The organism is Streptomyces sp. NPDC037013, assembly GCF_055607265.1.
Genome location: NZ_JBVJRV010000010.1, coordinates 291212 through 311046, shown reverse-complemented (window position 1 = coordinate 311046; position 19835 = coordinate 291212). Strand labels below are relative to the sequence as shown.

Here is a 19835-nt window from a genome sequence, read left to right as displayed (position 1 = left end):
CCTGGGCTTGTCTTGCTGTGTTCAATCGTCGTCGCCGTGCAGCCGCCGCCGGACCGACAGCAGCTCCACTTCGGGCCGGGCGGCGACGAAGCGCTCGCACCGGTCCAGTACGTCCGTGAGATGGCCCCAGTCGCCCGACACCACCGCGAGGCCGACTTCGGCCCTGCGGTGCAGGTTCTGATCGCCCACTTCCGCCGCGCTCACCGCGAACTTGCGCTGGAGCTCGGCGACGATCGGGCGGACGACGGAGCGTTTCTCCTTCAGCGAATGTACGTCGCCGAGGAGCAGATCGAAGGACAGAGTCCCCACATACATGTGTGTCCGGATGTCCCGCCGGTACGGGGTAGGCGGCCCCGCCGACGACTTGGCGGGGACACCAGAACCGTACACGGAACGGCCGGGGCCGATCGACGGGATTTTCCCCGTCGACCGGCCCCGACACCGACCACGCGGATCGGACTGCGGTGAGGCAGTCGATCAGCCGCGCGGCTTCTCGCGCATCTCGTACGTCGCGATGACGTCGTCGACCTTGATGTCGTTGAAGTTGCCGAGGTTGATACCGCCCTCGAACCCTTCGCGGATCTCGGTGACGTCGTCCTTGAAGCGGCGCAGACCCTCGATGTTGAGGCTCTCCGCGATGACCTTGCCATCGCGCAGCAGGCGGGCCTTGGTGTTGCGCTTGACCTCGCCGGAACGGATGAGGACACCCGCGATGTTGCCGAGCTTGGACGAGCGGAAGACCTCGCGGATCTCCGCGGTGCCGAGCTCGACCTCCTCGTACTCCGGCTTGAGCATGCCCTTGAGGGCCGCCTCGATCTCCTCGATGGCCTGGTAGATCACCGAGTAGTAGCGGACGTCGACGCCCTCGCGCTCCGCCATCTGCGCGGCACGGCCGGCCGCGCGGACGTTGAAGCCGATGACGATGGCGTCGGAGCCCATCGCCAGGTCGATGTCCGACTCGGTGACCGCACCCACACCGCGGTGCAGGACGCGGATGTCGACCTCTTCGCCGACGTCCAGCTGGAGCAGCGAGGACTCGAGGGCCTCGACGGAACCGGAAGCGTCACCCTTGATGATGAGGTTGAGCTGCTGGATCTCGCCGGCCTTGAGCACCTTGTCCAGGTCCTCGAGCGAGACACGGCGCACGCGCTTGGCGAACGCGGCGTTGCGCTCACGGGCGGCACGCTTCTCGGCGATCTGACGGGCCGTACGGTCCTCGTCGACGACCAGGAAGTTGTCGCCGGCGCCCGGGACGTTGGTGAGACCGAGGACGAGGACCGGGGTCGACGGACCCGCCTCTTCCACGTTCTCGCCCTTGTCGTCGAGCATCGCGCGGACTCGGCCGTACGCGTCACCGGCGACCATCGTGTCGCCGACGCGGAGGGTACCGCGCTGGACGAGGACGGTCGCGACGGCGCCGCGGCCCTTGTCGAGGTGGGCCTCGATCGCAATACCCTGCGCGTCCTGCTCCGGGTTGGCCCGCAGGTCGAGCGAGGCGTCAGCGGTCAGGACCACGGCCTCGAGCAGCTGCTCGATGTTGAGGCCCTGGCGCGCGGAGATGTCGACGAACATCGTGTCGCCGCCGTACTCCTCGGCCACCAGACCGAACTCGGTGAGCTGACCGCGCACCTTGGTCGGGTCGGCACCCTCGACGTCGATCTTGTTGACCGCGACCACGATCGGCACGTCGGCCGCCTTGGCGTGGTTCAGCGCCTCGATCGTCTGCGGCATCACACCGTCGTTCGCCGCGACCACGAGGATCGCGATGTCGGTGGACTTCGCACCACGGGCACGCATGGCGGTGAACGCCTCGTGACCGGGGGTGTCGATGAAGGTGATGGCGCGCTCTTCGCCGTTGACCTCGGTCGCGACCTGGTAGGCACCGATGTGCTGGGTGATGCCACCGGCCTCGCCCGCGACGACATTCGTCTTGCGGATGGCGTCGAGGAGGCGGGTCTTTCCGTGGTCGACGTGACCCATGACGGTCACTACCGGCGGGCGGGCGATGAGGGCCTCTTCGCCGCCCTCGTCCTCGCCGAACTCGATGTCGAACGACTCGAGCAGCTCGCGGTCCTCCTCCTCGGGGCTGACGATCTGAACCGTGTAGTTCATCTCGTCGCCGAGGAGCTGCAGCGTCTCGTCGGAGACGGACTGCGTGGCCGTGACCATCTCGCCGAGGTTCATCATCACCGCGACGAGCGACGCCGGGTTGGCGTTGATCTTCTCGGCGAAGTCGGTGAGGGAGGCACCGCGCGACAGGCGAACGGTCTCGCCGTTGCCGCGAGGCAGCATCACGCCGCCGACCGACGGGGCCTGCATGGCCTCGTACTCCTGGCGCCTCTGCCGCTTCGACTTGCGACCGCGACGGGCGGGCCCGCCGGGACGGCCGAAGGCACCCTGCGTGCCACCACGGCCACCGGGACCACCCGGACGACCGCCGAAGCCGGGACGGCCGCCGAAGCCGCCGCCGCCACCGGGACGACCGGCACCGCCGCCACCGGGACCACCGGGACGACCGGCGAAGCCGCCGCCGCCACCGGGACCGGCCGGACGGCCCGCGAAGCCGCCGCCACCGGGACGACCGCCGCCGCCACCCGGGCGACCGCCGCCGCCGGGACCACGGCCACCGCCGGGGCCACCGCCGGGACGCGGGCCGGCAGCGGGACGCTGCGGCATCATGCCCGGGTTCGGACGGTTACCGGCGGGACCGCCGCCGGGACGCGGAGCCTGCGGACGAGGCATGCCGCCCGGGGTCGGACGGGCGCCGCCCTGACCCTGCGGACGGGGAGCGCCACCGGGGCCACCCTGGCCGCCGGGGCGCGGGGCACCGCCGGGGCCGCCCTGGCCGCCGGGGCGCGGGGCACCGCCGGGACGGGGCGCCTGCGGGCGCGCCATGCCGGTGGAGCCACCGGAGGTGAAGGGGTTGTTGCCCGGACGCGGGCCCGAGGGACGGGCACCACCGGGACGCGGGGCGCCACCCTGGCCGCCGGGGCGCGGGGCACCCTGACGGTCGCCGCGGTCACCACGGCCCTGGCCCTGACCCTGGCCCTGGCCCTGAGCGGGGGCCGGACGGCCACCCGGCTTCGGGGCACCCGGGCGAGCGGCCGGACGGGGGGCCTGCGGGGTCTGCGGGGCCGCGGGCGGAGCGGTGAACTCCGGAGCGGCCGGAGCCGGCGAGGCCGGCGCGGGCTTGGGGGCCGGCGGCTTCGGGCCGGGCGTCGGGCGCGGGCCCGGGGTCGCCGGCGAAGCCGCGGGCTTCTCGGCCGCGGCGGGCTTGGGCGCCGGCGGCTTGGGCGCGGCCGGACCCGGACGGGCGGCCTGCGCGGAGGGGGCCGCCGACGGGGTCGGCGGCTTGGGGGCGGCCTGCTTGCGCGGCGCCCCGGGCTTGGCGGCGGACTTGCCGTTGCCGCCGCCCTGCTGGAATGCGTCAGTCAGTTTGCGTACCACCGGCGCCTCGATCGTCGAGGACGCCGAACGTACGAATTCACCGAGTTCTGTGAGCTTGGCCATGACGACCTTGCTCTCTACCCCGAACTCCTTGGCGAGTTCGTATACCCGGACCTTAGCCACTTCGCTCCTTTTAGGTCCGGGTTACGCCGGACCGTCGCTACTTCATGGGCGTACTCATCGCGTGCTCATCGAGTGCTCATCGCAATCTCGACCTACTTCCAACTCGCGGAATACCAAGGCCGCACGGGGTTCCGTGCAACCACGTCTTGCGCTGTTGCCTACTGGGCAACTGTCTCGACAGTCCGGCGCAATGCCGCCGTGTCGAGCGGTCCCGGGGCCCGGAAGGCCCGAGGGAACGCCCGGCGGCGGACCGCCAGGTCCAGACAGACCAGGGCGGGGTGTACATAGGCACCCCGGCCGGGCAGCGTACCGCTTGGATCGGGGACGCAAGCGCCCTCTTTCGCCACGATGCGCAGCAGTTCGCTCTTGGCCGCTCGCTCCCGGCACCCCACACAGGTGCGCTCAGGGCATGCGCGGGCATGCGTCCGGCCAGACACGCTAAGTCTACCTCCCCGCACCGACCTCACCCCTTTGGGGCAAGAATCGAACGGCTACTCGCCACATACTGTCGTGATCGAAGCGGTGGGCGCCCGGAATTTATTCCCGTGACGCCCCGGCCGCGGGCCCTCACTGGTCGGCGGGCTGCTCCGTGTCGGGCCTGATGTCGATGCGCCAGCCCGTGAGCCGCGCGGCCAGGCGGGCGTTCTGCCCCTCCTTGCCGATGGCGAGCGACAGCTGGTAGTCCGGCACGGTCACCCGGGCCGAACGCGCGCCGAGGTCGACGATCTCGACCTTGCTGACGCGGGCCGGGGAGAGCGCGTGGGCGACCATGTCGGCCGGGTCGTCGGACCAGTCGACGATGTCGATCTTCTCGCCGTTGAGCTCGGCCATGACGTTGCGCACACGGCTGCCCATCGGGCCGATGCAGGCGCCCTTGGCGTTCAGTCCCGATCGCGTCGAACGGACCGCGATCTTGGTGCGGTGGCCGGCCTCGCGGGCGATGGCCGAGATCTCGACGGAACCGTCGGCGATCTCCGGGACCTCCAGCGCGAAGAGCTTCTTCACCAGGTTCGGGTGGGTGCGCGAGAGCGTCACGGACGGACCGCGGACGCCCTTCGCCACCCGTACGACGTAGCTGCGCAGGCGCATGCCGTGCGGGTACTCCTCGCCCGGCACCTGCTCCTGCACCGGCAGGATGGCCTCCAGCTTGCCGATGTCGACCAGGACGTTCTTCGGGTCGCGGCCCTGCTGGACCACGCCGGTGACGATGTCGCCCTCGCGTCCCGCGTACTCGCCGAGCGTCGCGTCGTCCTCGGCGTCGCGCAGCCGCTGCAGGATGACCTGCTTGGCGGTGGTCGCGGCGATGCGGCCGAAGTCGGAGGGGGTGTCGTCGAACTCCTTGGGCTCCTGGCCCTCTTCGAGGTCCGCCGGGTCCTCGGTCGCCCATACCGTCACGTGACCGGTGTCGCGGTCCAGCTTCACCCGGGCACGGCGGAAACTGCCTTCGGTGCGGTGGTAGGCGATGAGGAGGGCCGACTCGATCGCCTCGACGAGGAGGTCGAAGGAGATCTCCTTCTCCCGGACCAGACCCCGCAGGGCACTCATGTCGATGTCCACGGCTACGCCTCCTCTTCCTTCTTGTCCTTGCGGTTGAACTCGACCTGCACGCGCGCCTTGTCGATCTCGTCGAAGGCGAGGCGGCGGGACGTGGCCTTGCGGCCCTTCACGCCGGGCACCTCGAGGTCGAGGCCCTCGTCGTCCACGGCGAGGATGCGGGCGGTGATGTCGCCGCCCTCCGTCAGCTGGAACTTCACGAGGCGGTCCACGGCGCGGACATAGTGCCGGTGCTCGGTCAGGGCCCGCTCGGCGCCGGGGGAACCGACCTCCAGGTCGTACTCCCCCTCGCCCATGGCGTCGCTCTCGTCGAGCTTCGCGGAGAGCAGGCGGCTCACTTCCGCGATCGTGTCGAGGTCCACGCCGTCCTCGGAGTCGATGACGACCCGCAGCACTCGCTTGCGTCCGACCGAGGCCACTTCGATCTCTTCGAGATCCAGGTCCTGGGAGCTGACGAGCGGTTCCAGTAGTTGCCGCAGCCTCTCGCTCTGGGTGGTGCTCATCCGGGTGACTCCTCGGCCGCGTGTGCTGTTGTGGGTGCGTTGCAAGTCTGCGTGTCAGGTCAAAGGGTATCCGGTCCGAAGGGGTGTTGCCGCCCACGGGCGGGACGATGCGCCGCTCCGTTCCGAGCCGATCGCCGGTACGGAGGCGGTCCGAAGGTACGGTGATCACCGGGCCCGTGCCCACGGATCTCCGTTTCCGTCCCTTTCCGTTCTTTTCCGCTCCCTTCTCGTTCGCGCCTTTTGGCCTTCCTTCCGAGGACGTCTGCCGTGCCGTCGTATCTCACCGCTCCGCGGTCCCGCCCCGGACCGCGCCGAAGGAGTCTGCTGACCGGGACCGCCGGCCTCGCCTCGGCGGCGCTGCTCGCGGGCTGCACGGACTCCGGCGGCTCCGCCGGCGAACGTACGTCCGCCGAGCGGCGGCTGCGGGCCGGTGCGGCGAAGGACAGCCGGGAGCTGCTGCGCCGGTACGACGCCGTGCTCGCGGCGCACCCCTCGCTCGCCGGGCGGCTCGGACCGCTGCGGGCCGAGGTGCTGCGGCACGCGGAGGCGTTCTCGGACGAGCGCGCGACCGGCTCCGCCGCCCCGTCGGGCCCTGGCTCCCCGTCCGCCTCGGCGGCCCCCGCGCCGAAGCCCTCCGTCTCCCCCGACCCCGACAAGGCCGTACGCGAACTGGCCAGGGCCGAGCGCGAACTCGCCGACCGCCGGGGCGAGGCCCTCGTGGACGCCCCCGCCGAACAGGGCAGGCTGCTGGCCTCGGTGGCCGCCGCCGGCGCCGCCCACGCGTATCTGCTGACGGAGGGCGACAAGTGAGCACCACGAGCGCGTCGAAGGACGCGGAGCTGAAGGCCGTACAGGCCGCCCTGAGCGCCGAGCACGCCGCCGTGTACGGCTACGGCGTCGTCGGCGGCCGGATCGGCGAGAAGCGCAGGGCCGAGGCGCGCACGGCCTACGACGCGCACCGCGCCCGCCGCGACGAGCTGCAGCGCGCGGTGCGCGACCTCGGCGGCGAACCGCAGCCCGCGGACGCGGCGTACTCGCTGCCCTTCCCGGTGCCGGACCCCGCTGCGGCCGCACGCCTCGCCGCCGAGCTGGAGGACCGGGTGGCGGGCGTCTACTCCGATCTCGTACGCGCCTCGTCGGGCACCCGGCGGGGCACCGCGGCCCGGGCGCTGCGCGAGGCCGCGGTCCGGGCGGCGCGCTGGCGGGGCGGGAGCGTAGCCTTCCCTGGGCTCGCCGAGCGGTCGACACCTGAATCCGCACCGGCGACCCCCAAGGCGTAACGCGCTCAGGAAGGGAACCACCCGCGCATGGCTTTCGAACCGCCGCAGCGCCTCGTCACCGCACTCGGCGAGACGGCGCGGGACGGCGACGACTGGCTGGAGAAGCTGCCCGAGGCAGTCGAACAGTCCGTCGCTCTACGCGAGTTGACCGTCGAGCGGGTGCACGTCCCCGGCGGTCGCAGCGGCCTCGTGCTGATGGTGCGGCAGGCCGACGGCACGCCCGCCGTCCTGAAGCTGGTGCCGCCCCGCTCGCGCCCGGAGAGCGAGCGTGCCGCCCTCGCCCACTGGGGCGGACTCGGCGCCGCCCGGCTGCTCGACCCCGAGTGCTCGGACGGGGCGCTGCTCCTCGAACGGCTGCACCGCGACGTCTCCGTGCGCTCGCTCCCCGAGGCGAAGGCCCTGCTGGAGGCGGCGGGGACGCTGCGGCGGCTCTGGGTGGAGCCGCCCGCGGGGCACCGCTTCGAGACGGTCGCCGAGCGGACGGGACGGCAGGCCGACGCGATGCGGGCCTCCGTGCGGACACAGGAAGACGTCGAGCCGCTGGTCGACGCGGCGCTCGCGGCCCGCGACGCGCTGCTCGCCGAGGAGGCCGGGGGCGTGGCGCCGCGGCTGCTGCACGGCACGTTCCGGCAGAGCAAGGTGCTCGCCGGGGACCGCCTGCCGTGGCTGGCCGTGGGTCCCGACCCGGTCGTCGGCGACCCCGCCTTCGATCTGGCGCGGCTGGTCCGTGACCGGGTCGAGGATCTGATCGCCTCGCCGTCCGGCGCCTCGATCACACGGCGGCGCGTGAAGAAGCTCGCCGAGTCCCTCGAGGTGGACCAGGAGCGGTTGCGCGGCTGGACGCTGTTCCGGGCCGTCGAGTCGGGCGTCCGGGCGCTGCGGGTGGGGCGGCCCCAGGACGCGGAGCTCCTCCTGGAGTTCGCGGGCTGGCTGTAGCGGGTACGCGCGAAGGGCGCACCCCGTCATACGGGATGCGCCCTTCGCGGGTGTCCGGGTCAGGCGGTGAGGCGCGCGATGGCCTCGTCGACGGTGAGCTCCTCGCGCTCGCCCGTGCGGCGGTCCTTCAGCTCAAGCACGCCCTCGGCGGAGCGGCGGCCCGCGACGAGGATCTGCGGGACGCCGATCAGCTCGGCGTCGGTGAACTTCACGCCCGGGGAGACCCCGGCCCGGTCGTCCACGAGGACGCGCGCGCCCGCGGCGCCCAGCTTCTCGGCGACGTCCAGGGCCAGCTCCGTCTGGAGGGCCTTGCCGGCGGCGACGACGTGGACGTCGGCCGGGGCGATCTCCTTGGGCCAGCACAGGCCCTTGTCGTCGGCGGTCTGCTCGGCGAGCGCCGCGACCGCGCGGGAGACGCCGATGCCGTACGAGCCCATGGTCACGCGGACCGGCTTGCCCTCCTTGCCCAGGACGTCGAGCTGGAAGGTGTCGGCGTACTTGCGGCCGAGCTGGAAGATGTGGCCGATCTCGATGGCGCGGTCCAGCTTGAGGCCGGCACCGCACTTCGGGCACGGGTCGCCCTCTTCGACGACGACGACGTCGAGGTAGTCGTCGACCTCGAAGTCGCGGCCGCAGACCACGTTCCTGGCGTGCTTGTCCTGCTGGTTGGCGCCGGTGATCCAGGAGGTGCCGGGGGCGACGCGCGGGTCGGCGATGTAGCGGACCTTGTCCAGGCCCTGCGGGCCGACGTAGCCGCGCACGAGGTCGTCGCGGCCCTCGAAGTCCTCGGCGGTGACCAGCTCGACCTCGGCCGGGGCCAGGTGCTCGCCGAGCTTGCCGAGGTCGACCTCGCGGTCGCCGGGGACGCCGACGGCGACGATCTCGCCGTCGACCTTGACCAGGAGGTTCTTCAGGGTCGCCGACGCCGGGACGCCGAGGTGCTCGGCGAGGGTCTCGATGGTCGGGGTGTCCGGGGTGTCCAGCTCCTCGACCGGACCGTGCGCCGAGCCGTCGACGGGGGCGAGCGCGAAGGTGACGGCCTCGGTGTTGGCGGCGTAGTCGCAGGACGGGCAGTCCACGAAGGTGTCCTCGCCGGCCGGGGCCGGGGCCAGGAACTCCTCGGAGGCCGAGCCGCCCATGGCGCCGGAAATGGCGGACACGATGCGGTAGTCGAGGCCGAGGCGCTCGAAGATCTTCTGGTAGGCGCCGCGGTGCAGGGCGTATGCCTCGGCGAGGCCCTCGTCCGTGGTGTCGAAGGAGTACGAGTCCTTCATCTGGAACTCGCGGCCGCGCAGCACGCCGGCGCGCGGGCGGGCCTCGTCGCGGTACTTCGTCTGGATCTGATAGAGGATCACCGGCAGGTCCTTGTAGGACGAGCACTGGTCCTTGACGACCTGGGTGAAGATCTCCTCGTGGGTCGGGCCCAGGAGGTAGTCGGCGCCCTTGCGGTCCTTGAGGCGGAAGAGCAGGTCGCCGTACTCGTCGTAGCGGCCCGATGCCTGGTAGGGCTCCTTGGGCAGCAGGGCCGGCAGGAGGACCTCCTGGCCGCCGATGGCGTCCATCTCCTCGCGGACCACGCGGGCGATGTTCTCGTAGACCTTCTTGCCGAGCGGCAGCCAGGTCCAGATGCCGGCGGCGGTGCGGCGGACGTAGCCGGCCCGGACCAGCAGCTTGTGGTTGAGCGTCTCGGCGTCCGCGGGGTCGTCGCGCAGCGTCTTGACCATCAACCGGGACATGCGCTGGACCTGGGCCATGATTGTTAACTCCTGCTGCGTGAGGGTGATGTCCAGGAGGTTAGCCGGGGCCCGGGCGCGGGCGGAAATCGGTTGTCGCTCAGACCCGTCGCGGCAGGGGCAGCGGGGCGCCCATCACGGCGTACGGCTTGGCGGCGCTGGGGAACAGGACGCGGCGGGCCAGGTCGGTGTAGCCCAGGGAGCGGTACAGGCCGCGGGCGGGGCTCTCGACGTCGATCGCGGAGAGGATCGAGCGGGGCTCGGGGACGCCCTCTGTGATGGTGGTGATCAGGGTGCGGCCGATGCCGCGGTTCTGGTGGCCGGGGTGCACGTGCAGCTCGGTGATGACGAAGGAGTCGTCCAGCCAGTCGTCCAGGTCGCGGCCGCGCAGATACGGCTCGACGACCGTGGACCACCAGTGGTGGCGGTCGTTGGGCATGCCGTAGACGAAGCCGACGAGCCGGTCGTCGGGAGTGGTCGCGCCGAACGCGCGGGCCCCTGGATACGTGGTGTGGCGCAGGACGATCTGCCGCCGTACGGCCACTTCCTCGTCGCTCAGCCCGAAGGCGTGGGCCTGGACGCGCAGCGCGTCGTCCACGCGTGCGGCGAGGTCGAGGGGCCCGATCACGACGTCGTCTGTCATAGGGCCGACCCTACTTCGCGTCGCCCGTGTTCAGAACAGGACGCTCATGAACGCACCGACCTCCTGGAAGCCCACCCTTCGGTACGCCGCTCGCGCCGCGGTGTTGAAGTCGTTGACGTACAGGCTGGCGACCGGGGCGATGTCGGCGAGGGCGTAGCGCAGGACGGCCGCCATGCCGGGGGCCGCGAGGCCGCGGCCGCGGTACTCGGGGGCCACCCAGACGCCCTGGATCTGGCAGGCCTGGGCGGTGGCGGCACCGATCTCGGCCTTGAAGACGACCTTGCCGTCCCGGTCGAGGCGGGCGAAGGAGCGGCCGGAGCCGACGAGTTCGGCGACGCGCGCCTGGTAGAGGAGTCCGCCGTCGCCGGCGAGCGGGGAGACGCCGACCTCCTCGGTGAACATCGCCACGCAGGCCGGCATGATCGTGTCCATCTCGTCCTTGCGGACACGGCGGACGTACGGGTCGGGGGTGACGTCGTCCGGCAGCCGGTCGGTGACCATCAGGGGCTGCTGGGCGCGGACCTCGCGGGCGGGGCCCCAGGACGGTTCGAGGAGCCGCCACAGCTGGGCGGTGGGGGTGGCGGGGCCGACGATGGAGGAGCAGCGGCGGCCGGACCTGCGGGCGCGGTCGGCGAAGCCGCGGACGGCTCGCGGGGTCGCGCAGATCGGCACGAGGTTGGCGCCCGCGTAGCAGAGGGAGGCCAGCATGCCGTCCTCGTACCAGCCCCACATCTCGCCGCCGAGGCGCCATGGGTCGAGGCCCGCCACCTGGACGCGGGCGGTCACGAAGGCGTTCGCGACCGGCTCACGTCCGAGCACGGCGAGCGCGGCGTCCAGGTCACTCGGTTCGAGGACCCTGGTGGTGGTCTGAGTCAACACGTGCGGGGGCCTCACCATACGGTCTGCTGATCTCCGCACTGTACCTGGCGGGGGCGCCTTGTGCGGGGGGTGCCTTTTGTCCGTGGGGGCTCTGGGCTCGTGGGCGGGGGCCGGCGGGTGGGGGGCTCGCGTCTTTCGCCGCTTCGACGTGGGGGCTTCGGTTTCGCCGGCGGGGGCCGGCGGGTGGAGGGCGCGCGTCTTTTTCGCCGCTTCGACGTGGGGGCTTCGGTTTCGCCGGCGGGGGCCGGTCGGTGAGGGCGGGGCTTTTTCGCCGCTTCGCGGCAGGAGATCACCCACCCGCCCGCCCGTTTGCCCCGCGACGTCGCGTCGCCGTAGGCGCGGGCAGGGGGTTCCTGGGCTTTGCGGTGCGGGGTAAACGGGTGGGTGGGTGGGAGAAATCCGCCGCGAAGCGGCGGGGCAGAGTTCCCCCACCGCCCAAGCGCGCAGCGGAACCGTCAGCCCGCGACAGAGATCGTCGGCTCGCCGGAGGCCACGCCGTCCTTCTCCATCTGCTCGGCGATCTTCATCGCCTCGTCGATGAGGGTCTCCACGATCTTGGACTCGGGGACGGTCTTGATGACCTCGCCCTTGACGAAGATCTGGCCCTTGCCGTTGCCGGAGGCGACGCCGAGGTCGGCCTCGCGGGCCTCGCCCGGGCCGTTCACGACGCAGCCCATGACGGCGACGCGGAGCGGGACCTCCATGCCGTCCAGGCCCGCGGTGACCTCTTCGGCGAGCTTGTAGACGTCGACCTGGGCGCGGCCGCAGGAGGGGCAGGAGACGATCTCCAGGCGGCGCTGGCGGAGGTTCAGGGACTCCAGGATCTGGATGCCGACCTTGATCTCCTCGGCCGGCGGGGCCGACAGGGAGACGCGGATCGTGTCGCCGATGCCCTCGGAGAGCAGCGCGCCGAAGGCGACCGCCGACTTGATCGTGCCCTGGAAGGCGGGGCCGGCCTCGGTGACGCCGAGGTGCAGGGGGTAGTCGCACTGGGCGGCGAGCTGGCGGTAGGCGTTGACCATGACCACCGGGTCGTTGTGCTTGACCGAGATCTTGATGTCGCGGAAGTCGTGCTCCTCGAAGAGGGACGCCTCCCACAGGGCCGACTCGACCAGGGCCTCGGGGGTCGCCTTGCCGTACTTCTTCAGGAGGCGGGCGTCGAGGGAGCCCGCGTTCACGCCGATGCGGATGGGCGTGCCCGCCTCCTTGGCGGCCCGCGCGATCTCCTTGACCTTGTCGTCGAACTGCTTGATGTTGCCCGGGTTGACCCGGACCGCGGCGCAGCCGGCGTCGATCGCCGCGAAGACGTACTTCGGCTGGAAGTGGATGTCGGCGATCACCGGGATCTGCGACTTCTTGGCGATGACCGGCAGTGCGTCGGCGTCGTCCTGCGTGGGGCAGGCGACGCGGACGATCTGGCAGCCGGAGGCCGTCAGCTCGGCGATCTGCTGCAGCGTGGCGCCGATGTCCGACGTACGCGTGGTCGTCATCGACTGCACCGACACCGGCGCGTCCCCGCCGACGGCCACCGTGCCGACCTGGATCTTGCGGCTGACCCTTCGGTCGGCGAGCTTGGTCGGAACGGACGGGATTCCGAGCGAAACGGCTGTCATCTGGCGAGCATCCCCAAGAGTGTGGATCACAAGAGCGTGAGTCGAGGTCCCGAGATCGGCGGGCTCCAGACTTCGAGATTACGGCACCCGGTAGTGGCCGAACACATCCCGTCCGAAACTCCACCCAATGGAGGGCGGCCCGTCACATAGGGTGCCGGGCCGCCGCAAAGTTCACGTATCCGGACGCCCGTGCCGGAGCGTCCGGTTCCGTCAGGAGATCCGCACCGGATTCACCACGTCCGCGATGAGCACCAGGATGGTGAAGCAGATGAAGATTCCCGCCACCACGTAGGCGACCGGCATCAGCTTGGCGACGTCGAACGGGCCCGGGTCGGGGCGGCGCAGGACCTTCGCCACGTTGCGGCGGACGGACTCCCACAGGGCGCCGGCGATGTGGCCGCCGTCGAGCGGGAGCAGGGGCAGCATGTTGAAGAGGAAGAGCGAGAGGTTGAAGCCCGCGATGAGGAACAGCATCATCGCGATCTGGTTCTCCGGCGGGATGTCCAGCGTGAACACGTCACCGCCGACGCGGGCCGCGCCGACCACGCCCATCGGGGAGTCCTGCTTGCGCTCGCCGTCGCCGAAGGCCGCGTTCCACAGGTCGGGGATCTTGGAGGGCAGGGCGACGATCGACTCGACGCCGTTCTCCATCATGTCGCCCATGCGGTCCACGGACTGGCCGAAGGACTGCTGGACGATGCCGGTGGCGGGGGTGAAGCCGAGGAAGCCGGCGTAGACGTACTTGCCCTCCACGTAGGCGCCGTCGCCGTCGGTCTGGGTGACCTGGTTCTTGATCAGGTTCGCGTGCAGGTCCAGCCGCTTGCCGTCGCGCTCGACGGTGATGGTGGCCGGGCCGATGGTCTTGCGGATCTGCGACTGGAGCGTGGACCAGTCGTCGACGGGCTTGCCCTGGAAGGCGACGATCTTGTCGGCGGGCTTCAGCCCCGCGGCCTTGGCGGGGGCGGGCTTGTCGCCCTTCTCGCACTTGGAGCGGTTCTCGCTCTGCTGGATGACGCAGTCGGAGACCTTGCCGACCTGGGTCGTCTGGCTGCTGATGCCGAACGTCATCATCACGCCGAGGAAGATCGCCACGGCGAGGATCAGGTTCATGAAGGGCCCGGCGAACATCACGATGACGCGCTTCCACGGCTTGCGCGTGTAGAAGAGGCGCGACTCGTCGCCGGGCTGCAGCTCCTCGAAGGCGGCCGAGCGGGCGTCCTCGATCATGCCGCGCCAGGGCGACGTCGACCGTGCCTCTATGCGGCCGTCGGCACCGGGCGGGAACATGCCGATCATGCGGATGTAGCCGCCGAGGGGGATGGCCTTGACGCCGTACTCGGTGTCGCCCTTCTTGCGCGAGAAGAGGGTCGGGCCGAAGCCGACCATGTACTGCGGCACGCGGATGCCGAACATCTTGGCGGTCGAGAGGTGCCCCAGCTCGTGCCAGGCGATCGAGAAGAGCAGCCCGATCACGAAGACGACTATCCCGAGGATCATCATCAAGGTCGTCATGCACGAGCCTCCGCGGTCGTCTTGCCGGCCAGTTCACGTGCCCGAGCACGCGCCCAGGTCTCCGCCTCGAGGACGTCCGCGACGGTCAGGGAGGTTCCCGCCCCGGCGGAGGCGGGGACGCCGTGTTCCTCCACGGTCCTCGTCACCGTCTCCATGATGCCGTTGAAGGGCAGCGCGCCCTTCAGGAACGCGTCCACGCACTCCTCGTTGGCCGCATTGAACACCGCCGGGGCCGTCCCCGCGAGCTCCCCGACGTGCCGGGCGAGCCGGACCGACGGGAACGCGTCGTTGTCCAGGGGGAAGAACTCCCAGCTCGAAGCCTTGGTCCAGTCGAAGGCGGGGGCCGCGTCCGGGACGCGTTCGGGCCAGCCGATGCCGATGGCGATCGGGCCGCGCATGTCGGGCGGGGTCGCCTGGGCGAGGGTCGAGCCGTCGGTGAACTCCACCATGGAGTGCACGTACGACTGGGGGTGGACGACGACCTCGATGCGGTCGAAGGGGATGTCGTAGAGGAGGTGCGCCTCGATGACCTCAAGACCCTTGTTGACCAGCGTCGCGGAGTTCACGGTGATGACCGGGCCCATGGCCCAGGTGGGGTGCGCCAGCGCGTCCTCGGGGGTGACGTGCGCGAGGTCGGCCTTGGTCCGGCCGCGGAAGGGGCCGCCGGAGGCGGTGACGACGAGCTTGCGCACGTCGGCGCGGGTGCCGGCGGCCAGCGCCTGGAAGAGGGCGGCGTGCTCGGAGTCGACCGGGATGATCTGGCCGGGCTTGGCGATGGCCTTGACCAGGGGGCCGCCGACGATGAGGGATTCCTTGTTGGCGAGCGCGAGGGTGCGGCCCGCCTCCAGGGCGGCGAGCGTCGGCGCGAGGCCGATGGAGCCGGTGATGCCGTTCAGCACCGTGTGGCACTCGGAGGCGGCGAGCTCCGTCGCGGCGTCGGCTCCGGCCAGGATCCCGGGGAGCGGCTCCCCCGTCCCGTACTCCGCGCGGAGCGCCTCGCGCAGTGCCGGTACGACGTCCTCGCGGGCGACCGCGACCGTCTTCACCCGGAGCTGTCGTGCCTGCTCGGCGAGGAGGCCGACGCGGCCGCCCGCGGCGGAGAGCGCCGTGACGCGGAAGCGGTCGGGGTTGCGCCGGACGAGGTCGATGGCCTGGGTGCCGATCGAGCCCGTGGAGCCGAGGATCACGATGTCCCGCGGGCCGTCCCCGTCCGTGACGGAGACGGGGTCGAAGACGAGATGCGGGTCGGCGAGGGGAGATGGGCTGTCGCTCATCCCCCTATTGTGGCCGCAACACGCGTCCGCTCCGACAGGGCATGCCCGGTTGGGGGCGTGCGGGGCGCGCGGCGGGAGCCCCGCACCGTGCGACGTGCGCCCGGCGGACCGTCACGGGCCCGTGCTCCGCGGTGCGGCGGGGGCTCGGCCGTCCCGGTGACCCGGACGGCGCCGACCGGTGCGTCATCGGGGCGGTATGCGCGACGGATGGCGGATGAACGCCGGGAGCGGCCCGATCAGGATGGCCGTCATGGATCCCGAACTCGAAGCATTCATACCCCTGCTCCCCTGGATCGATCTGGCCGACCCGGTCGCCACCCGCGAGAGCCTCGCCGCGCACACGGCCGACCGGCCCCTCCCCGACGCCCCGGACCTGGAGATCGAGAACCGCACCGTGCCGGGCGACCCGGAGGTGCCGGTACGGATCTTCCGGCCGCGCCGGGCCCGCGGCGCCCTCGTCTGGCTGCACGGCGGCGGGTTCGTCTTCGGCGACCTCGACAGCGACCACCCGGCCGCCGCCCACCTCGCCGAGTCCTCCGGAGCCGTGGTGATCTCGGTGGGCTACCGCCTCTCCCCCGAACACCGGTTCCCCGCCGCCCTCGACGACGCCTACGCCGTACTGACGTGGACGGCCGAGCACGCCGCGGAGCTCGGCGTCGACCCGGACCGGATCGCGGTCGGCGGCCACAGCGCCGGAGCCAACCTCGCGGCGGCGATGACGCTGCGGGCCCGTGACGAGCTAGGCCCGCGGATCTGCTTCCAGCTGCTCAACCAGGCCGGCCTCGACGACCGCCAGGAGACGTGGTCGCAGCGGAACTTCACCGGGACGCCCTGGATGAACCGCGACCGGATCGCCGCCTCCTGGGGGCACTACCTGGGCTCCCGCCCCGCCACCCCCTACGCCGCCCCGGCGCGCGCGGCCGACCTCTCCGGTCTGCCGCCCGCCCACATCGCCACCGCGGAGTTCGACCCGAACCGGGACGAGGACATCGAGTACGCGCTGCGCCTGCTGCGGTCGGGCGTCTCCGTGGAGCTGCACCAGTGGCCCGGCACCTTCCACGGCTCGCAGGCCCTGCTCTCCGCCGACGTGTCCCGGCGCCAGGTCGCCGAACTCGGCGCGGCCCTGCGCCGGGCCCTGGCCGACGGGGCGCCGACGGCCCCCGGACCGGGGGAAGCGGGCAGAGCCGAGAACGCCGGCCGGCTTGATCCCGTGGGGCTGCAAGCCGCCCTGGACGCCGTGCGCCGCGCGGGGATGCCCGGCATCTTCGCCGAGGTGCGCGACGGCGACCAGGTGTGGCGCGGCGCCAGTGGCGTCGCCGACATCGAGACCGGGCGGCCCGTCACCCCGGACCTGCACCACCGGGTCGGCAGCGTCACCAAGTCCTTCACGGCCGCCGCGGTCCTGCAGCAGGTCGACCGCGGCCTGATCCGGCTCGACGCGCCGATCGGCACGTACCTGCCGGAGCTGGTGCCCGGAGAGCGCGGCCAGAAGGTCACGGTCCGCATGCTGCTCAACCACACCAGCGGCTTCAGCGACTACCTCCCCTACGCGTTCCCGTCCTTCAAGAACTTCCCGTCCCTGGCGGACCTCTCGCCCGAGAGCCTGGACGACAACCGGTTCCGGCATTTCGCCCCGGAAGAGCTGATCGAGATGGGGCTCTCGGCGCCGCCGGGAAACGAGCCGGGCGCCGCCCTCGGGACGTACTCCAACACCAACTACCTGCTCCTCGGCCGGCTCCTGAAGGAGGTCACCGGCCTCACGCCCGAGGAGTGCATCACCCGGAACGTCATCCGGCCCGCCGGGCTGGCGCACACCTCGTTCCCCTGCGGCCCGCGGATCGAGGGGCCGCACGCGCGGATGTACGAGTCGCTGTACGGCCTGATCGACCCGCCCCGCGACTACAGCGTCTACGACCCGTCCTGGGTGACCACCGGCGCCGGGCTGGTCTCCACCCCGGCCGACCTCAACCGCTTCTTCGGCAAACTGCTCGCCGGCGAGATCGTCGAGCAGCCGTCGCTGGCGCAGATGCAGCGCACCGTCCCGGTCCGCTCCCTGGACGGCGGCAAGACCCTGGACTACGGCCTCGGTCTGCACCGGGTCGCGGTCCCCGGCGTCGGCGTCTTCTGGGGCCACGACGGTACGGTCTGGGGGGCCGGGACGACGTCCCTGACCCGCGCCGACGGCGGGCGGCAGCTCTCCCTCGCGATCAACCTCATGCGGTGGAACAAGGCCGACTCGTCGGGCAGACCGCAGCCCCACCCCATCGACGCCCCGCTGCTGGCGCTGCACCAGCGGGCGATGGGCATCGGGGGGTGAGACCGCGGTCCGCCGGCGGGATCAGCCTTCCTTGATCACCCTGCGGACGTCGGGCCGGGGGGTCGCGGGCGTCTTGGTGTCCGCGATCCAGGGCCCGTCGCCGGACGGGTCGACGACGCCCTGTTCGAGCCAGGTGTACGTGCCGGAGAGGACGCCCTTGACCACCTTGCGGTCCAGGTCGTCGGTGTTGGTCCAGAGCCGGTCGAAGAGTTCGTCGATCCGGATGCGGGACTGGCGGCAGAAGACGTCGGCCAACTGGTACGCCTCGCGGCCGTACTCCTCGGTGGTGCGCAGGAGTTCGGCGCGGACGCACGCCGCGCTCATCGCGAAGAGCTCGGCGCCGATGTCGACGACCCGGCCGAGAAAGCCCTGCTTGGTCTCCATCTTCCCCTGCCAGCGGGACATGGCGTAGAAGGTGGAGCGGGCCAGCCTGCGGGCGTTCCGTTCGACGAAGCGCAGGTGCCCGGAGAGGTCGACGTGGCCCGCGGGGTGGAACTCGGCGTACGAGCGCGGGAGCTGACCGGGGCCGGTGACCAGCTTGGGCAGCCAGCGGGCGTAGAAGCCGCCGGCCCGCGCGCCCGCCCTCGCCTTGTCGGAGAGCGTCTTGTCCGGGTCGATGAGGTCGCCCGCCACCTTCAGGTGGGCGTCCACGGCCTCGCGGGCGATCAGCAGGTGCATGATCTCGGTGGAGCCCTCGAAGATGCGGTTGATGCGCAGGTCGCGCAGGATCTGCTCGGCGGGGACGGCGCGTTCGCCGCGGGCCGCGAGCGACTCGGCGGTCTCGAAGCCGCGGCCGCCGCGGATCTGGACGAGTTCGTCGGCCATCAGCCAGGCCATCTCGGACGCGTACAGCTTGGCGAGTGCGCCTTCGATGCGGATGTCGTTGCGGTCCTCGTCGGCCATCTGCGAGGACAGGTCGAGCACCGCCTCCAAGGCGAAGGTGGTGGCCGCGATGAAGGAGATCTTCGAGCCGACGGCCTCGTGGAACGCGACCGGTTTGCCCCACTGCTCGCGCGCCGCCGACCACTCCCGGGCGATCTTCAGGCACCACTTGCCCGCCGCGACGCACGACGCGGGCAGCGACAGGCGCCCGGTGTTCAGCGTGGTCAGGGCGATCTTCAGGCCCGCGCCCTCGGGGCCGATGCGGTGGGCGGCGGGGACCCGGACCTGGTGGAAGCGGGTGACGCCGTTCTCGATGCCGCGCAGGCCCATGAAGGCGTTGCGGTTCTCCACGGTGATGCCGGGCGAGTCGGACTCGACGACGAACGCCGTGATGCCGCCCTTGTGGCCCTCGGACCTCGGGACGCGCGCCATGACGACGAGCAGGTCGGCGAGTACGCCGTTGGTGGTCCACAGCTTCACGCCGTCGAGCACGTACTCCTCGCCGTCAGGTACCGCCGTGGTGGCGAGGCGGGCCGGATCGGAGCCGACGTCGGGCTCGGTCAGCAGGAAGGCGCTGATGTCGGTGCGGGCGCAGCGCGGCAGGAACTCGTCCCGCTGCTCCTGGGTGCCGAACAGCTTCAGCGGCTGGGGCACGCCGATCGACTGGTGTGCGGAGAGCAGCACGCCGATGGCGGGGCTGGCGGAGCCGGCCAGGGCCAGCGCCTTGTTGTAGTACACCTGGGTGAGACCGAGCCCGCCGTATTTGGGGTCGATCTTCATGCCGAGGGCGCCCAGTTCCTTGAGCCCGTTGACCACTTCGTCCGGGATGCGCGCCTCGCGCTCGATGAGGGCGCCGTCGACCTTCGTCTCGCAGAAGTCGCGGAGTCTGGCGAGGAACTCCTCGCCGCGCCGCGCGTCCTCGTCGGGGGGCATCGGGTGCGGGTGGATCAGGTCGAGCCTGAACCGGCCCAGGAAAAGTTCCTTGGCGAAGCTGGGCTTGCGCCAGTCCTGCTCGCGGGCGGCCTCGGCGACCTGCCTGGCCTCGCGTTCGCTCACTGACGGTTTGGGGGTTGGTGCGGTCATGAGGAGCTCACCTCGCCGCGGAGTGGGGCCCGCCGGACCGGGTGGCCCGGCGTCGA

At 71.7% G+C, this 19835-nt stretch carries 16 protein-coding genes and 1 pseudogene; 5 read left to right on the top strand and 12 right to left on the bottom strand.

From position 1 onward, the window contains the following. Positions 1–21: 21 nt before the first annotated feature. The 5 genes from ACZ7DY_RS34135 to rimP form a co-directional block, all read right to left on the bottom strand. Positions 22–315 carry a DUF503 domain-containing protein gene (locus ACZ7DY_RS34135; RefSeq protein WP_471142474.1) on the bottom strand — a complete coding sequence of 98 codons (294 nt, stop codon included), beginning with the start codon at positions 313–315 and terminating at the stop codon, positions 22–24. 162 nt (positions 316–477) lie between these two features. Beyond that, positions 478–3570 carry a translation initiation factor IF-2 gene (gene infB / locus ACZ7DY_RS34130; protein WP_471142471.1) on the bottom strand — a complete coding sequence of 1031 codons (3093 nt, stop codon included), beginning with the start codon at positions 3568–3570 and terminating at the stop codon, positions 478–480. A gap of 158 nt (positions 3571–3728) precedes the next feature. Further along, positions 3729–4007, bottom strand: coding sequence for a YlxR family protein (locus ACZ7DY_RS34125; protein WP_471142468.1), 279 nt, complete (start codon positions 4005–4007; stop codon positions 3729–3731). 130 nt (positions 4008–4137) lie between these two features. Next, entirely contained in the window at positions 4138–5127 is a 990-nt protein-coding gene (gene nusA / locus ACZ7DY_RS34120; protein WP_471142466.1) for a transcription termination factor NusA, read from the bottom strand. 2 nt (positions 5128–5129) lie between these two features. Then, positions 5130–5627, bottom strand: coding sequence for a ribosome maturation factor RimP (gene rimP / locus ACZ7DY_RS34115; protein WP_471142463.1), 498 nt, complete (start codon positions 5625–5627; stop codon positions 5130–5132). A 267-nt stretch (positions 5628–5894) separates the two neighbouring features. On the opposite strand from rimP, the gene ACZ7DY_RS34110 reads away from it, so the two are divergent. The 3 genes from ACZ7DY_RS34110 to ACZ7DY_RS34100 are packed head-to-tail and all read left to right on the top strand — an operon-like array spanning position 5895 to position 7843. Continuing rightward, on the top strand, positions 5895–6437 hold the full coding sequence (locus ACZ7DY_RS34110) for a hypothetical protein (RefSeq protein ID WP_471142460.1): 543 nt from the start codon (positions 5895–5897) through the stop codon (positions 6435–6437). Beyond that, entirely contained in the window at positions 6434–6907 is a 474-nt protein-coding gene (locus ACZ7DY_RS34105; RefSeq protein WP_471142458.1) for a ferritin-like domain-containing protein, read from the top strand. The genes ACZ7DY_RS34110 and ACZ7DY_RS34105 overlap by 4 nt, the downstream gene beginning before the upstream one ends. A 27-nt stretch (positions 6908–6934) precedes the next feature. Then, entirely contained in the window at positions 6935–7843 is a 909-nt protein-coding gene (locus ACZ7DY_RS34100; protein ID WP_471142456.1) for an aminoglycoside phosphotransferase family protein, read from the top strand. A 59-nt stretch (positions 7844–7902) separates the two neighbouring features. Here the strand turns inward: ACZ7DY_RS34100 and ACZ7DY_RS34095 are convergent, their stop codons facing one another. From ACZ7DY_RS34095 to dxr, 6 genes are all read right to left on the bottom strand, one after another. Continuing rightward, entirely contained in the window at positions 7903–9597 is a 1695-nt protein-coding gene (locus ACZ7DY_RS34095) for a proline--tRNA ligase (RefSeq protein WP_471142454.1), read from the bottom strand. Between the two features lie 79 nt (positions 9598–9676). Next, positions 9677–10219 (bottom strand): GNAT family N-acetyltransferase, encoded by a 543-nt coding sequence (locus tag ACZ7DY_RS34090; RefSeq protein ID WP_471142452.1) that lies wholly within the window; start codon positions 10217–10219, stop codon positions 9677–9679. A gap of 30 nt (positions 10220–10249) precedes the next feature. Further along, positions 10250–11098, bottom strand: coding sequence for a GNAT family N-acetyltransferase (locus ACZ7DY_RS34085; RefSeq protein ID WP_471142450.1), 849 nt, complete (start codon positions 11096–11098; stop codon positions 10250–10252). A 455-nt stretch (positions 11099–11553) separates the two neighbouring features. After that, positions 11554–12711 carry a flavodoxin-dependent (E)-4-hydroxy-3-methylbut-2-enyl-diphosphate synthase gene (gene ispG, locus ACZ7DY_RS34080; RefSeq protein ID WP_471142448.1) on the bottom strand — a complete coding sequence of 386 codons (1158 nt, stop codon included), beginning with the start codon at positions 12709–12711 and terminating at the stop codon, positions 11554–11556. A 210-nt stretch (positions 12712–12921) separates the two neighbouring features. Next, entirely contained in the window at positions 12922–14223 is a 1302-nt protein-coding gene (locus ACZ7DY_RS34075) for a M50 family metallopeptidase (protein WP_471142445.1), read from the bottom strand. Then, positions 14220–15497 carry a 1-deoxy-D-xylulose-5-phosphate reductoisomerase gene (gene dxr / locus ACZ7DY_RS34070; protein ID WP_471142444.1) on the bottom strand — a complete coding sequence of 426 codons (1278 nt, stop codon included), beginning with the start codon at positions 15495–15497 and terminating at the stop codon, positions 14220–14222. Before dxr ends, ACZ7DY_RS34075 begins: the two co-directional genes overlap by 4 nt. Before the next feature lie 250 nt (positions 15498–15747). Here dxr and ACZ7DY_RS34065 point away from each other — a divergent pair. Continuing rightward, positions 15748–16638: pseudogene (locus ACZ7DY_RS34065) on the top strand (alpha/beta hydrolase); the annotation flags it as partial. A 111-nt stretch (positions 16639–16749) separates the two neighbouring features. Then, positions 16750–17814, top strand: coding sequence for a serine hydrolase domain-containing protein (locus ACZ7DY_RS34060; protein WP_471142553.1), 1065 nt, complete (start codon positions 16750–16752; stop codon positions 17812–17814). Positions 17815–17835: 21 nt separating this feature from the next. Here the strand turns inward: ACZ7DY_RS34060 and ACZ7DY_RS34055 are convergent, their stop codons facing one another. After that, positions 17836–19779, bottom strand: coding sequence for an acyl-CoA dehydrogenase family protein (locus ACZ7DY_RS34055; protein ID WP_471142441.1), 1944 nt, complete (start codon positions 19777–19779; stop codon positions 17836–17838). Positions 19780–19835: the final 56 nt, after the last annotated feature.

Coding starts and splice junctions, on each gene's coding strand:
- ispG (WP_471142448.1), bottom strand. CDS start 12,711: ATGACAGCCGTTTCGCTCGGAATCCCGTCCGTTCCGACCAAGCTCGCC.
- ACZ7DY_RS34090 (WP_471142452.1), bottom strand. CDS start 10,219: ATGACAGACGACGTCGTGATCGGGCCCCTCGACCTCGCCGCACGCGTG.
- ACZ7DY_RS34135 (WP_471142474.1), bottom strand. CDS start 315: ATGTATGTGGGGACTCTGTCCTTCGATCTGCTCCTCGGCGACGTACAT.
- ACZ7DY_RS34060 (WP_471142553.1), top strand. CDS start 16,750: ATGCCCGGCATCTTCGCCGAGGTGCGCGACGGCGACCAGGTGTGGCGC.
- ACZ7DY_RS34075 (WP_471142445.1), bottom strand. CDS start 14,223: ATGACGACCTTGATGATGATCCTCGGGATAGTCGTCTTCGTGATCGGG.
- dxr (WP_471142444.1), bottom strand. CDS start 15,497: ATGAGCGACAGCCCATCTCCCCTCGCCGACCCGCATCTCGTCTTCGAC.
- ACZ7DY_RS34100 (WP_471142456.1), top strand. CDS start 6,935: ATGGCTTTCGAACCGCCGCAGCGCCTCGTCACCGCACTCGGCGAGACG.
- ACZ7DY_RS34055 (WP_471142441.1), bottom strand. CDS start 19,779: ATGACCGCACCAACCCCCAAACCGTCAGTGAGCGAACGCGAGGCCAGG.
- ACZ7DY_RS34095 (WP_471142454.1), bottom strand. CDS start 9,597: ATGGCCCAGGTCCAGCGCATGTCCCGGTTGATGGTCAAGACGCTGCGC.
- rimP (WP_471142463.1), bottom strand. CDS start 5,627: ATGAGCACCACCCAGAGCGAGAGGCTGCGGCAACTACTGGAACCGCTC.